12 protein-coding genes and 4 pseudogenes are annotated in these 12,725 nt (G+C 70.5%); 10 read left to right on the top strand and 6 right to left on the bottom strand.

Translation table 11 applies throughout. The features are described from left to right. Window positions 1–438 precede the first annotated feature (438 nt). Window positions 439–1,035: pseudogene (locus AB0L56_RS21675) on the top strand (GTP-binding protein); the annotation flags it as partial. A 75-nt stretch (window positions 1,036–1,110) separates the two neighbouring features. After that, the gene (locus tag AB0L56_RS21670) at window positions 1,111–1,449 is read left to right on the top strand and encodes a hypothetical protein (RefSeq protein WP_365425442.1); all 339 of its coding nucleotides are present in this window, start codon (window positions 1,111–1,113) and stop codon (window positions 1,447–1,449) included. 282 nt (window positions 1,450–1,731) lie between these two features. Here AB0L56_RS21670 and rpsN read toward each other — a convergent pair whose 3' ends face one another. Beyond that, window positions 1,732–2,037, bottom strand: coding sequence for a 30S ribosomal protein S14 (gene rpsN, locus AB0L56_RS21665; protein ID WP_365425440.1), 306 nt, complete (start codon window positions 2,035–2,037; stop codon window positions 1,732–1,734). Further along, window positions 2,037–2,273, bottom strand: coding sequence for a 50S ribosomal protein L28 (gene rpmB, locus AB0L56_RS21660; protein WP_004936751.1), 237 nt, complete (start codon window positions 2,271–2,273; stop codon window positions 2,037–2,039). The genes rpsN and rpmB overlap by 1 nt, the downstream gene beginning before the upstream one ends. 70 nt (window positions 2,274–2,343) lie before the next feature. On the opposite strand from rpmB, the gene rpmG reads away from it, so the two are divergent. The 5 genes from rpmG (at window position 2,344) to AB0L56_RS21635 (ending at window position 4,537) form a co-directional block, all read left to right on the top strand. Next, the gene (rpmG, locus tag AB0L56_RS21655; protein ID WP_365425438.1) at window positions 2,344–2,508 is read left to right on the top strand and encodes a 50S ribosomal protein L33; all 165 of its coding nucleotides are present in this window, start codon (window positions 2,344–2,346) and stop codon (window positions 2,506–2,508) included. Between the two features lie 44 nt (window positions 2,509–2,552). Further along, window positions 2,553–2,807 carry a type B 50S ribosomal protein L31 gene (locus tag AB0L56_RS21650; RefSeq protein ID WP_365425436.1) on the top strand — a complete coding sequence of 85 codons (255 nt, stop codon included), beginning with the start codon at window positions 2,553–2,555 and terminating at the stop codon, window positions 2,805–2,807. Further along, entirely contained in the window at window positions 2,807–3,961 is a 1,155-nt protein-coding gene (locus tag AB0L56_RS21645) for a GTP-binding protein (RefSeq protein WP_365425435.1), read from the top strand. Before AB0L56_RS21650 ends, AB0L56_RS21645 begins: the two co-directional genes overlap by 1 nt. 36 nt (window positions 3,962–3,997) lie before the next feature. Further along, complete coding sequence (rpsR, locus tag AB0L56_RS21640) at window positions 3,998–4,234, top strand: 30S ribosomal protein S18 (RefSeq protein WP_365425433.1); 237 nt, start codon at window positions 3,998–4,000, stop codon at window positions 4,232–4,234. A gap of 159 nt (window positions 4,235–4,393) precedes the next feature. Next, window positions 4,394–4,537, top strand: a complete 144-nt coding sequence (locus AB0L56_RS21635) for a hypothetical protein (RefSeq protein WP_365425431.1) — start codon at window positions 4,394–4,396, stop codon at window positions 4,535–4,537. Window positions 4,538–4,717: 180 nt separating this feature from the next. On the opposite strand, the gene aztD is transcribed toward AB0L56_RS21635, so the two are convergent. The 4 genes from aztD to aztB form a co-directional block, all read right to left on the bottom strand. Next, entirely contained in the window at window positions 4,718–5,920 is a 1,203-nt protein-coding gene (aztD, locus tag AB0L56_RS21630) for a zinc metallochaperone AztD (RefSeq protein WP_365425429.1), read from the bottom strand. 93 nt (window positions 5,921–6,013) lie between these two features. Then, window positions 6,014–6,976 carry a zinc ABC transporter substrate-binding protein AztC gene (gene aztC / locus AB0L56_RS21625; RefSeq protein ID WP_365425427.1) on the bottom strand — a complete coding sequence of 321 codons (963 nt, stop codon included), beginning with the start codon at window positions 6,974–6,976 and terminating at the stop codon, window positions 6,014–6,016. Next, a complete protein-coding gene (locus AB0L56_RS21620) occupies window positions 6,973–8,217 on the bottom strand; it encodes a hypothetical protein (RefSeq protein ID WP_365425425.1) in 1,245 nt (414 codons plus the stop codon). The genes aztC and AB0L56_RS21620 overlap by 4 nt, the downstream gene beginning before the upstream one ends. A 4-nt stretch (window positions 8,218–8,221) precedes the next feature. Then, a complete protein-coding gene (aztB, locus tag AB0L56_RS21615; RefSeq protein ID WP_365425423.1) occupies window positions 8,222–9,118 on the bottom strand; it encodes a zinc ABC transporter permease AztB in 897 nt (298 codons plus the stop codon). Window positions 9,119–9,132: 14 nt separating this feature from the next. Here aztB and aztA point away from each other — a divergent pair. From aztA to AB0L56_RS21600, 3 pseudogenes are all read left to right on the top strand, one after another. Next, window positions 9,133–9,873 (top strand): annotated as a pseudogene (aztA, locus tag AB0L56_RS21610) (zinc ABC transporter ATP-binding protein AztA); the annotation flags it as partial. Window positions 9,874–10,019: 146 nt separating this feature from the next. After that, window positions 10,020–11,009: pseudogene (locus AB0L56_RS21605) on the top strand (permease). Then, window positions 11,006–11,721, top strand: a pseudogene (locus tag AB0L56_RS21600) (TIGR03943 family protein). The pseudogenes AB0L56_RS21605 and AB0L56_RS21600 overlap by 4 nt, the downstream one beginning before the upstream one ends. The last annotated feature ends 1,004 nt before the right edge of the window (window positions 11,722–12,725 follow it).

Genomic DNA, 12,725 nt, shown 5'->3' with positions numbered 1-12,725 from the left:
TGTACATCGGCATGCCTTCGGCTCGAAGACCTTCAGGAAAATCGTGCGTTGCTGTGATCAGGCTTCCCGCCTGCGCATTTCTGCGCGGCCAGGCTGCCGCGAAGCCACCGACCAGGCGCACGCGAGGAACCGTACGGGACTGATACTGAGTCCATGCTGACTTATCTGACGTATCATCAGGCATGTCTGGGGTCGGCGGCATTTGCCCAGCTCGGAGGCAATTCGATCCCGGCTCACAGGTGAGGGCGAGCTTCTTATGGAGCAGGACGGGAATGGAGCCGACGACCGCCGACGATGGGCCCTGGCCCGCCATGGAACTGCACCTCCGGTCCAACCGGCCGGCGGGCGCTCGCGCGGGCACTGATCGCGCACCACCCCTCCGCTGCCTGAACCTCCTCGACGGACCACTCCCGGCGTCGACCTCGTCGACTCCGCGCCGCCGACCGGCTCCGGGCCACTCTGGCACGGCTCAACCCCGCCGCCCGGGTGGTACCGGCCGTGCGGGGCCGCATACCGGTAGGCGAGGTACTGGGCACCAGCCGTTTCGACCTGGAGCGGGCACAACAGGCTCCGGGCTGGGTCAGGGAACTCAACGGCGACCACGTTCCCGAGACGGAGGAGTACGGCATCTCATCGACCGTCTTCCGCTCCTCAACGCCCTTCCACCCGGGACGGCTGTGGACGTTCGTGACGGAGGCACTGGACAGCGGCGCCCACGGGCAGGTCCTCAGGTCCAAGGGCTTCTTCACCCTCGCCAGTCGACCCCATGTGACGGGACTGTGGTCGCAGGCCGGCTCGGTGGCCCGCTTCGAGCCCTCCTCCGCACGTGACGCCGACAGCCTCTACGCCCAGGAACTCGTCTTCATCGGAACCCAGCTGGACCCGGAGCTGCTGCAGGCAGCCCTGACCGACTGCCTCATCCGGGAAGGCGAAGCCCTGCCCGCTTCCGACCCCTTCCCCGCCTGGGACACCTACGGCTTCGACGAGAGCTGCGCACACGAGCACGACCCCCTCACCACCATGACGGGGCACTGAAACTCCGGGTCGGACGGTGGTCGCAGCCACGGCACCGTCCGACCCGGTGCACACCTGTGCCACAGAGGCCGCTTCATGGACGACAGGAAGAAGCCACGCCTGGGGACGGCGAGAAAGCTCCTTGTACCCCTGTATGCCCGCGCCGTTGAGAACCGCACGGATCACGCGCTTCTGAGCGACGCACGGGCCGAAGATGTCGTCGCTTCGGTCGACTACGACTTCGGGCGCTTCGTCGATCTCCCGAGCCTCACCGGTGCGTTACTGCGCGCCCTTCTCTTCGACCGGTGGGTGATCGACTTCCTGTCCACGCGCCCCGACGCCACCGTGGTCGAGATCGACACCGGGCTCAGCACCCGCCACGAACGCGTCGAGAAGGTCGCGCTCGTCGGTTCGAACTCGACCTGCCCGGCGTGATCGACCCGCGCCGGAACTTCTTCACGGACAGCACCCGACGGACGATGATCGCGGCCTCGGTGACGGACCGAGCGTGGACTGCGGAGGTGGCCTCGCACGCGACCGGGCCTTACCTGTTCGTCGCATCCGCCATCGCCGCGCAGCGGCTCCCCCAGGCCGAGGGCTACCGGCTCAGCCTCCTGTGCCTGCCCTGCCGTCCGCAGGCACGCTCAGCGCCCCCGGTCCGGCCGTGACTCCGCCGAGTCACGGCCAGACTCGGGGCCCGTCGCGCGAGCGGAGGGATCACCAGGAGGACTTGGTGACCCCAGGCAGGAAGCCGGCGTGGGCCTGTTCCCGCACGCGGACGCGCGACAGGCCGAACTTCCGCAGGTGACCGCGCGGCCGCCCGTCCACGCTGTCCCGGTTGCGTACTCGGGTGGCGCTCGCGTTGCGGGGTTGGCGCCTCAGTTCTTCCACTGCGGCCCGGTGTTCGGCGTCGGTGGAGGACGGCCGGCGGATGATCTCCTTCAGCTCCGCCCGGCGGGCCGCGTACCGCTCGACGACCGCCTTGCGCTTCTCGTTCTGCGCGATCTTGCTCTTCTTGGCCATCAGACCTTCCCCCCTCGGGCGCGGATACGGGCCACCGCGGCCTCGATGCCGATGCTGTCGACGGTCTTGATCGCCTTCGCGCTGAGCGTCAGCCGGACATGCCGCCCCTCGCTGGGCAGCCAGTAACGCTTGCGCTGGATGTTGGGGTCGAAGCGACGCGAAGTACGCCGATGCGAGTGGGAGATGGTGTTGCCGAAGCCCGGCTGGGCGCCGGTCAGTTGGCAGTGGGCGGACAAGGTCGTACCTACCTCTCATCTGAGACGGCTAGTTTTTGGTAATGGAAACCATTCCCATATAGTACCGCTCATGGCACGCAACGAGGTACGCCCGATCATCAAGCTCCGCTCCACCGCGGGAACCGGCCACACGTACGTCACCCGCAAGAACCGCCGCAACGACCCCGACCGCATGGTCCTGCGCAAGTACGACCCGGTCGCCCGGCGCCACGTCGACTTCCGCGAGGAACGCTGACCTCCCGCACTCCGCCACCGCCCTCTGATCCCGAAGGACGTCTCATGAAGCCCGGAATCCACCCCGCGTACGGTCCCGTCGTCTTCCGCGACCGTGCCGCGAACTACGCGTTCCTCACCCGCTCCACCATGACCAGTGACAAGACGATCGAGTGGGAGGACGGCAACACCTACCCGGTGGTCGACGTCGAGATCTCGAACGTCAGCCACCCCTTTTACACGGGGACCGCACGGGTCCTGGACACCGCCGGGCGAGTCGAGCGCTTCGAACGCCGGTACGGCCGACACGGAGCCAACTGATGCGGGACGAGACCGGACTGCCCGTCGTCATCGTCGCCGGGCTCCACTCCGAGGCACGCCGCAAGGTCGTGGAGCACCTCCTGCGCCTGGTACCCGGCAGCGTCGCCCTTCACCACGACCTGTCCTCCGCGGCCGACGGCGCCGTCCTACGCCAGGTGCGCGACGCTTCGGGCGGGCTGTCCCGAGAAGAGGCCCCGCTGGTCAACGACTGCGCGTGCTGTGCGCTGCGCGAGGACCTGGTCCCCGAGCTGGAGCGACTCGCCCACGCCGGCCTCACCCGGCTCGCCGTCGTCGAGCTGTGGGACTCCGTGGAACCCAGGGGGATGGCCGAGGTCGTCGTCCACCACGGCGGCGACGCGGTGCGGCTCACCAACGTGATCACGGCGGTCGACCCGGCTCTCGTGCTCCCCTGTCTGGGCAACGGCGACGACCTGGCCGAGGCGGGCCTCGCGGCCGCGGCCGGCGACCAGCGCACGGTCGGCGACACCTGGGCCAGGCAACTGGAGTACGCGCCCGTCCTCGCCGTCGTGGAGAGCGAGGAAGCCGACGACGAGGACCGGGCGCTTCTCACTCAACTCCACCCCACCGCCCGCCAGGTGAGCGCCGACTCCCCGGAACTCGCACGGCTGGCCTTCGCCGGCTTCGACGCCGAAGCCGCCGCAGCAGCCCAGCACCCGGCCTGCGCCCTGCTCCCCCAGGAAGCCGACAAGGCAGGCGTCACCACATTCGTCTGGCGCCGGCACCGCCCGTTCCACCCCGAACGTCTCTACCAGGCGCTGGAAGACCTCTGCTGCGCTGCTGCTCGCAGTCGCGGACGGTTCTGGCTCGCCGACCGCCCCGACACCCTGCTCGCCTGGGACGCCGCGGGCGGAGCCTTGTGCGTGGAGAGCGCCGGCCCGTGGCTCGCCTCCCTGCCGGACGCCGCCTGGGAACTGGTCCCGCCCGTACGCCGAGCGGCTGCCGCACTGGACTGGCACCCCGAGCACGGCGACCGCTGCCAGCACCTCGTCTTCACCTCACCCGGCCTGGACCGCGACGGACTTGAGCGGGTGCTGGAGTCCTGCCTGCTCACCGACGCCGAGTACGCCACGGGGCCCGAAGCGTGGAAGCAACTCCCGGCCGCATTCAACTCTCTCCTCGACCCCGTCGCGTAATCCCGGCCCCGTCCGCCTCAGCACAGAAGGAGTGCCATGGCCCCCCGCCAGAATGCCCGCAAGCCCGTCAAGTCCCGTCCCAACCCGCTGGACGCGGCCGGGATCACCTACATCGACTACAAGGACACCGACCTGCTGCGGAAGTTCATCTCCGACCGCGGAAAGATCCGCAGCCGCCGCGTTACGCGCGTCACGGCTCAGCAGCAGCGGCAGATCGCCGCGTCGATCAAGAACGCCAGGGAGATGGCGCTTCTCCCCTACTCGACTCGATGAGAGGCAACCCCTTAGTCCTGCACGCGCCTTTCCTCAGACAATACGGAAGCACACGAAATGCACCCCTTGAAGGAGGGGTGCATTTCATTTTTCGTCGGAGGGGTTGCACCTGGAGCAGTCAGTGGTCGTCCCAGTGGTCCTCGTGAGCGGCAGGCCGGCGTGGTCGAACGCTGGGCGGAGGGCGTCGCCGAAGGCATGGGCTTCACCGAGGTCGAGCACACGGTGGAACTGACCGGTGTCTGCGACCGGTGCGGCTTCACCCGGATCGCTCCGGGCCCGGGCTCCGCGGAGCAGCGCGCTTGAACGGCGTCCGACTCTCGACGGATGCGTAGAGGGAACGCCGGAGGTCTGGTGGCCTCACCGGCCGGCGGCGAGGAGCCCACCGGTCCTTCCGAGCGGTCGCGGGTCGCTGGTGGGCAGTACAGAGCGCCCGCCGGCCCAGGGCCGGCGGGCGCTGCTCAGGGAGCGCTGCAAGCGGTCCGGTCAGTGACCGTCCACCGTTCCGGACAGTTCGTTGGTGCCCTTCGGCAGCGTCACGGACGTCAGCTTATCGCCCGATTCCAGGTCGAAGGCGTGCAGTTGGCGCTTGCCCGGTTCGGAGACGTACGCCGTGTGGTCGCGGACGAAGAGGGTGGGCCTGGGCTGCTGCCAGTCCAGGGGCTCGGTCCAGTCGCCGACCGCTTCGATCTTCTTCTCGACCTTGCCGGTCTCCGGGTCGATGACGTGCAGGACGCCGTTGGTGCCGAGTACGAGGGCCTCACCGTGCGGGCCCCGGGCGAGGGAGCGGAAGGAGTAGCTGGTGCCGAGGTCGACCAGCTTCATCTTCGCCGTGCGGGTGTCGATCAGCGATATGCGGGTCGGCCGCTCCAGCTCCGCCTCCGGGTCGGTCTTGTAGTCGCCCAGGAGGATCGGGGAGGCGTCGCTGCCGGCCTGGTTGCCGGTGCGGGCGTAGTCGTCGGGGGCGTCGACCTTGGTGAACTCGCCGTCCTTGTAGAGCAGGACGCCGTCCTCGCAGCCGAGTCCGACCACGTCGCCCTGGGCGGCGGCCTCACCGTGCACGCCCGGACAGTTCTCGGCGCGGGCGATCTCCTTGTCGTTCTTGTCGAGGACGAGGGCGCCGGTGCGCTTCTCCTCGGTGCCCAGCGTGGTGACGAGTTCGCCGCCTGCCAGTTCGATGGCGACACCGTGGTGGGGCTCGGCGGAGGTGTAGCTGCGGGTCTTCGGCTGCTTCCCGCCGGCCAGGTCGGCGGGGTCGAAGACGTTCACCTCGCCCGTGCCGTCGGTGAAGAGCACCGTCTTGCCGCCGTGCCGCACGACGTGACCCGGCTTGGCCCCCTCGAACTCGGCATCGGTGAACTCCTGCCGGACGGCGTCGAACACGCGGAAGCCGCTGTCGGTGGAGACGATGACGTGGTCCTCGTCGCCAGCCGGGTTGACCCGGTTGAAGCCGGGCAGCTCGACGGTCTTCGCCGGCTTCAGGGTCTCGCCGTCGAGGACGTAGAGGCCCCCGTCGTAGGAGGCGACCAGCGGGTTCTCGACCGCGGTGGCCGCACCGCTCTTCGTCTGCTTTTTCGGCTCGGCGTCGGACGAGGCATCGTCGCTGCCGCCGCAGGCGGCCAGCGCCATGGCCGCCGTCAGGGCGAGGGCCGTGCCCGTGAGCATTCTGGCGCGTGTCGACCTGTTCATGGTGTGTCTGTCCTCTCCGGCCCCTCACAGGGCACGGGGTTGTGTGGTGGAGCGGCCGGCGTGTTCGGTTCGCCGGGTCGCGGGGAAGCTCGTTCAGTCGCCGGTGAGGCCGTCGGTCATGGCCGAGGTGTTGGCGCGCATCATTTCCAGGTAGGTGCCGGCGCCCTTGCCCTTCTCGGTCAGCGACTCGGAGTACAGCGAGACGACGTCCACGTCCCCGCCCATTTCCTGGCGCAGGACCTCGGCGAGCCGGGTGGGCTGGGAGGAGTCTGCGAAGACGGTGCGCACACCGGCCTTCTCCATGGCCTGGGTGAGGGAGCGCAGGTCGGAGGAGCTGGGTGAGGCGAGGGTGGTGCCGCTGGGGATGACGGCGCCGATCACGCGGAGGCCGAAGCGGTCGGCGAGGTAGCCGAAGACGTGGTGGTTGGTCACCAGGGCGCGCCGGTCCTGCGGGATGATCGCGAAGGACTTCTCCATCCAGGCGGTCAAGTCGGCGAGTTGTCCGTCGTAGCGTGCCGCGTTGTCGCGGACGGCCTTCTCGTGCACGCCGTCCACGTGTTCGACGACCTGGTCGGCGATCAGGCCGACGGCCTTGCGCACCCGGTCGGGGTCGGTCCAGAAGTGCGGGTCGGGGGTGCCGGCCTCCTCCTCGGGGCCGCCTTCCCGCCCGGTGTGGAAGGTGAGGGGGTCGGCCGCCTCTCCGGCCGCGAAGGTGGCCACACCGGACTCGCGGGCCGCCTCCACGTGTCGGCGGACGTTCTCCTCCAGGCCCAGGCCGTTGTAGACGACCAGGTCCGCGTTCTCCAGCTCCGCGGCCTGCACGGCCGACAGGCCGAAGGAGTGCGGGTCGGCGTTGGGCTTCATCAGGACACTGACGTCCGCCTCGTTGCCGACGATCTCCTGGGTGATGTCGCCGAGCATGTTGGTGGTCACCACGACCCGGGGCCGGTCGTCGCCACCGCCCACGCAGCCGGCCACCGTGCCGGCGAGAACGAAGAAGCTGACCAGGGTCACCAGCAGGGCACGGACCCGGGCCGCACCCACGCGCGCGCTCATCGGCCCGTCTCCGCCATGAGGGACGGACGGACGTCCAGGTCGAAGGTGCGCGCCACACGGAGGCTGTCGTTGTAGTCGATCTCGTACACGCGCTTGCCCTCGGGGTCGTTGAGGTAGGCGCGGCTGCGGTCCACCTCGATCACCGGAGTCGCGGTGCCCCCGGGCCCGGCTTCGGGTATGTCCTTCAGCAAGGGAACGGTGACCGTGGTCTCCTTGCCGGCGGATATGACGTAGCCGTGCAGGGCTCCGTCGGTCTCCAGGACCACCAGCGGCGAGCCTTCGCCGGCCGTGTTGGCGGCGACCACGGGGCCGGTCTTCACCCGAGTCCAGGCGCCCTCGGTGACGTCCAGGACCCAGACGGCGTCCTTGCCCGCGGGTGCCGTGAGGGTGCTGCTGCCGGGGCGGTGCCGAAACTCGGTGGCACGCTCCTCCTGCGGCACGTCCTCGCCGTAGGGGATCTTCTCGGCGGTGAAGGCGCCGTCGTCCTCGTGGACGAGCAGGGCGCCGTCGGCGCAGCCGAGGACGAGCCCTCTCCGGGTGACCGCGTCGCCCTTCGGGTCCTCGCACGCGGGCTCCAGGGTGGCGACGCGCTTTCCGGACCGGTGGAGCACGGCGACCTTCGCGGGGCCGCCGCTCTCGCCGGTGAGGGTGATCAGGTGCTCCGCGTACGGCACGACGGCGCCTGTGTACACGCCCGGGAGCCGGGAGGGGGTGCCGAGGGAGCCCTTCTCCAGCTCCGCGCGGGGGTACACACTCGCCTTCCCGTCCGCCGCCGTGACCACGGTGACGCCCGCGTCACTGCGGACGCGCGTACCGGTGCCACCCGGGAACTCGCCGACCTCCTGGATCTTCGCGCGGTAGTAGTGCACGTGATCGCCGTGGTCGACCGTCCACGCGCCGCTGTCCAGGACCTGGGTGCCGTCCGCACCGTGGATGTAGCCGAAGCGGCCGTCCGTGGTGAGGGCGGTGACACCAGGTCTGCGGGCGGTGTCGTGCACCTTGCCGGTGATCAGGTCGAGCACCTGGGTGTCGCCGCTTGCGGTGTCGCCGAGCAGGAGCCGGGACTGCTGCTCGGCCGCCTCGGTGGCACCTTCGACGTAGCCGTGCGGGGTGGTGGAGGAAGCGGGGCTCTCAGAGCCGGACCCGGCGTCCTCCTGGCCACCGCATCCGGTGGCCAGGAGAACCACGGCCGCCAGCGCGGGCACCAGCGATGTGACGTTTCTTCGGACCAACAAGGACATCGCCTCAGGTTTCGTTCGGTCGGGACATGGGGGCGCTCGGGGCCGAGGTGACCGCCGGGACCGGGAGGCCGGCACGGCGCGCACGGCGGCGGTGCCGGAGCCCGGACGCCAGGTGGGACAGGAAGAAGAGGCCGACCGCGAGGGCCGAGACGGTCGCTCCGGCCGCCGTGTTCAGGTGCCAGGACATCAGCAGGCCGCCGAAGGTGGCGGCGGCGCCGAGGACCGCGGACAGGACCATGACGCCGCCCACGCCGCGCGCCCAGGGCAGGGCCGCCGCGGGCGGAGCGATGAGCAGCCCGAGGACGAGCAGCGTGCCCACGATGTGGAACGAGGCGACGATGGCCAGCGCCAGCAGTCCCAGCAGCACGGCGTGGGCGAGCCGGGGACGCAGGCCGAGCGTCCGGGCCTTGCGCTCGTCGAACGCCAGCGCCAGGAAGGCACGGTGACCGAGCATCGAGACGGCCAGCGCCAGCAGCAGGGCCGTCCCGAGGAGCGTCAGGTCGCGTTCCCGCACGGCGAGGACGTCACCGAAGAGAAAGCCGGTGAGGTCCACCGCGAAGGACTGCGAGCGGGACACGATGATGACGCCGAGCGACAGCATGCCGACGAACAGCAGACCGATGCCGGTGTCCTGGGACAGTCTCGGAGTACGTCCGAGCGCCGTGACGCCCGCCGTCATGACGGCCGCGCTCACCACCGCCCCCACCAGCAGGTTGCCGCCGAGCAGCGAGGCGACCGCGACGCCGGGCAGCAGTCCGTGGGACATGGCGTCGCCGAGGAAGGCCATCCCCCTCAGCACCACCCACGTACCCGCGAGCGCGCATATCGCCGACACCAGGATCCCGGCCCACAGGGCCCGCTGCACAAAGGCCACCTCGAAAGGGGCTGTCAACCAATCCATGACTGGACCATACAATGACAATCATGTTCAATAACAATCCCCCTGCCCCGCCGGACGGCGAACCGGGCAACGAGCGCGTCCGGTTCCACGAGCTGAACGCCGGCTACCCCGGCCGCCCTGTGCTCCACCAACTCAGCGCGCACATACCGGCTTTGGCCATGACCGCGCTCGTAGGGCCGAACGGAAGCGGCAAGTCCACGTTGCTGGGCGTCCTGGCCGGCGTGATCGCTGCCACATCCGGAGAGCTCAGGTACGCGGAGGGCTCGCCACCGGCTTTCGTCCCGCAGCGCGCCGCCGTCGGCGACGCGCTCCCCCTGACGGCGCGGCAGACCGTGGAGATGGGCCGCTGGGGCGAGCGTGGACTGTGGCGGCGGCCGCCCCGGCAGGACCGGGCCGTGGTCGACTCCGCCATGGAACGGCTGGGCGTCACCGGCCTCGGCGCCCGCCAGCTCGGCGAGTTGTCGGGCGGCCAGCGCCAGCGGGTCCTGATCGCCCAGGGCCTTGCCCAGCAGTCCGACCTCCTGCTCCTGGACGAGCCGACCACCGGCCTCGACCCCGAAGCCCGGGAGCGGATCACGGACCTGCTGACCGGCCTGGTGGCCGACGGCACGACCGTCGTCCAGGCCACGCACGACCTCGAGGCCGCCCGCTCGGCCGACGCCTGTCTGCTCCTCAGCGACGGACGGCTGGTCGGACACGGCCCGCCCGAGCAGGTACTCACCCCTCAGGCACTGACCCGCATCTGGCAGCCGGCACGAAGCCCGGGACCGGACGCGTGGTGCTCGGCGTGTGCCGATCACAGCGGCCTCACTAAGCTGGGCGGGCCGCCACTGCGCGGTTGTTGCCGAGCGGTAGAGCGAGTGACGTGAGCGATCAGAAGTACGCCGGAGGGCGGGGCGGGCTGGCCGACGCCGTACGCCTCACCGTGCGGGCCGGGGTGCACCTCCTGCTCGGCGGGTTCGCGCTCCTCACCATCGTCACGGTCGCCGGCGTGCTCGGCCCGATGCTCGCCCTCGACCTCTACACGCCTCCCGTCGCGGCCTGATGGACGGTGTTCACCGCCGTCGTCGTCCAGGGGGTGCCGTTCCTCCTGCTCGGTGCGCTGGTCTCCGCGGCCGTCGGCACGCTGGTCCCCGAACGGGTCTTCGCCCGGTCGCTGCCGCGCAGTTCCGCTCTCTCGGTACCCGTGGCGGGTGCCGCCGGGGTGGTGCTGCCCGGGTGCGAGTGCGCTTCCGTTCCGGTGGCGGGCAGTCTCATGGGACGCGGGGTGGCCCCGGCCGCGGCGCTGGCGTTCCTGTTGTCCGCGCCCGCGGTCAATCCCGTGGTGCTCGTCGCCACGTCTCTCGCCTTCCCCGGCGAACCGATGATGGTGGTGGGCCGGTTCACCGCCTCGCTGGCCACCGCAGTGACCATGGGCTGGCTGTGGGCGCGCTTCGGCCGCATGGAGTGGCTGCGGCTTCCGGCACGGCCCGCCGCCGAGGCCGCCGGCTCGCGCGCGGGCGCCTTCGTGTCCGGGGTGCAGCACGACTTCCTGCACGCCGGGGGCTTCCTGGTGGTGGGTGCGGCCGCGGCGGCGACCTTCAACATCGCCGTGCCGCGCTCGCGGCTGGACGTCTTCACGGCTTCCGCCTGGGTGTCGGTGCTGCTCCTGGCGCTGCTCGCCGTGGTGCTGTGCGTGTGCAGCGAGGCGGACGCCTTCGTGGCGGCGTCGCTGAGCGGGTTCGGGCCGGTGGCCCAGCTGGCGTTCATGGTGGTCGGGCCCATGGTCGATCTGAAGCTCTTCGCCCTCCAGGCGGGCACGTTCGGTCGGGGCTTCGCCCTCCGGTTCTCGTCGGTCACCTGGGTGGTCGCGGTGGCCGGCAGTGTCATGGTGGGGTGGTGGCTGCTGTGAGGAAGTACGGTTCCGCGGCACTGTTGCTGCTCGGTCGGCACCGCGGTGCTGCGCGTCTCGCTCTTCAGCGACCTCTACCTCCGCTACGTACAGGCCGGACTGCGGCCGTACCTGATCGTCTCCGGTGCGCTGTTGATGCTGCTCGGTCTGGTACGGGGCGCCGTGACCGCGCGAGCGGCGCGGGACGGGGGCGGCCACTCCGACGCGCACGGTCAGCGGGACCACCGTCACGCCCACCCCGGCGCTCCACGTGTCGCCTGGCTGCTCGCGCTGCCCGCCGTCGCCCTGCTCTGCTTCCCTCCCCCGGCGCTGGGTTCCTACAGCGCGGCACGGGAAGAAGCCAGGCGCGCCGAGAAGTTCGTCGGCACGTTCCCCGCGCTGCCCGCCGGTGACCCGGTGGAACTGAGCGTGGCCGAGTTCGGTTCCCGGGCCGCGTACGACAGCGGCTACTCACTGCGGGGCCGCACGGTGCGCCTCAACCGGCTTCGTCACCCGCGACGACGACGGCACCTGGTACGTGACCCGGCTGCGCGTGGCGTGCTGCGCGGCCGATGCGACGGCGGTCAAGGCGGAGGTCCGCGGCGCGGGGGCACCGGAGACCGACACCTGGGTGACGGTGACCGGCACCTGGCACCCCCGGGGCCGCCTCGGCTCGGCGGCTGCCTGGCCCCCGTTGCTGGACGCCACGGACGTCCGGCCGATCGTACGGTGACGCCAGCAGGTGGTCGGGGGCCTGGGCGAGCACCGCGAAGGCATCGGCCGCTGCCGGGCGGTCGTGACGGATCACGGCATGCAACACGCGGGCCACGCACGCCCGGACGTCAAGGGAGGGGTCAGCCGCCAGTCGACCCAGGTGGGGGACGATCAAGGCGGCGCGAGATCCGTCCGCGTCGTGGACGAGCAGATCGCCCAGGCTCTCGGCCGCGCTCCCCCGTACGGTGTTGATCCCGGCAGTGAGCAGGTCACGCGTCGCATCATCCCCGTCCGCGCCGGACAGATCGTCGGCGTCTCTCGACTCACCCGAGTCGAGAGCGCGGCTCAGGATCGCCTCCACCAGATCGAGCGGCACGTGGTCGAGGTACTTCCGCAGGGCGTGCCCCAGCCACCGGTCCTGCTCCGGCCTGCCCCTGTTCGCGAAGTGGCGCACCGCCGCGAAGACGGCCTCCGGATCGTCGTACGGCTCGGCCTCCCCAAAGCCTAGGAGCATCGATGCGCCGTAGGCCGGGTGCGTCCCGGAGTCGATCCGCACGGCGAGCCGCGCGAATCGACCAGGGTCCGCCACCGTCATGCTCCGCAGCACGTGAGACAGTTCGTGCGCCCCGCCGGTATGGGTCTTCCAGTCGGCTCGGTCCCGGTTGTGCTTCCTCATTGCCCTCAGCCATTGGTCGTCACTCATGTGCTGGGCCGCGTTCGCCGGGATGGGTGGTCCGACGAACCCACCCGTCACTCCCTCCGGTTCATCCGGCTCTCGTCGGTCGCCGTAGAACCGACGGAGTTCCCCGAGCCGGCGCGTCGCCCGCTCGGAGAGCCGTTCTTCGGGAAGCGCCGTCAACAGGGTGAACTCGTGCCAGGGTGAGAGTTTTTCCTCCGGAGGAAGACGCAGATGGAGCAGGGTCCGCTCCAGCCGCCCAAAAATGTTGTCAGGCAGGGCACCGCCGATGGTGCGAAGGACCTCACGGGCGCCCCACACAGCATTGCCCGTGTAGCCGGACAGCA

Source organism: Streptomyces sp. NPDC052079 (assembly GCF_040680275.1).
GTDB lineage: Bacteria > Actinomycetota > Actinomycetes > Streptomycetales > Streptomycetaceae > Streptomyces.
Note: the sequence above shows the minus strand (reverse complement) of the source record. Positions and strands in the feature narration are given on the sequence as shown.

What these genes read in the sequence shown, in the direction of transcription:
- aztC (WP_365425427.1), bottom strand. Translation starts at nt 6,976, where the DNA reads ATGAGCGCGCGCGTGGGTGCGGCCCGGGTCCGTGCCCTGCTGGTGACC.
- AB0L56_RS21620 (WP_365425425.1), bottom strand. Translation starts at nt 8,217, where the DNA reads ATGTCCTTGTTGGTCCGAAGAAACGTCACATCGCTGGTGCCCGCGCTG.
- AB0L56_RS21670 (WP_365425442.1), top strand. Translation starts at nt 1,111, where the DNA reads ATGGACGACAGGAAGAAGCCACGCCTGGGGACGGCGAGAAAGCTCCTT.
- aztB (WP_365425423.1), bottom strand. Translation starts at nt 9,118, where the DNA reads ATGGATTGGTTGACAGCCCCTTTCGAGGTGGCCTTTGTGCAGCGGGCC.
- rpmG (WP_365425438.1), top strand. Translation starts at nt 2,344, where the DNA reads ATGGCACGCAACGAGGTACGCCCGATCATCAAGCTCCGCTCCACCGCG.
- aztD (WP_365425429.1), bottom strand. Translation starts at nt 5,920, where the DNA reads ATGAACAGGTCGACACGCGCCAGAATGCTCACGGGCACGGCCCTCGCC.
- rpsR (WP_365425433.1), top strand. Translation starts at nt 3,998, where the DNA reads ATGGCCCCCCGCCAGAATGCCCGCAAGCCCGTCAAGTCCCGTCCCAAC.
- AB0L56_RS21645 (WP_365425435.1), top strand. Translation starts at nt 2,807, where the DNA reads ATGCGGGACGAGACCGGACTGCCCGTCGTCATCGTCGCCGGGCTCCAC.
- AB0L56_RS21650 (WP_365425436.1), top strand. Translation starts at nt 2,553, where the DNA reads ATGAAGCCCGGAATCCACCCCGCGTACGGTCCCGTCGTCTTCCGCGAC.
- rpsN (WP_365425440.1), bottom strand. Translation starts at nt 2,037, where the DNA reads ATGGCCAAGAAGAGCAAGATCGCGCAGAACGAGAAGCGCAAGGCGGTC.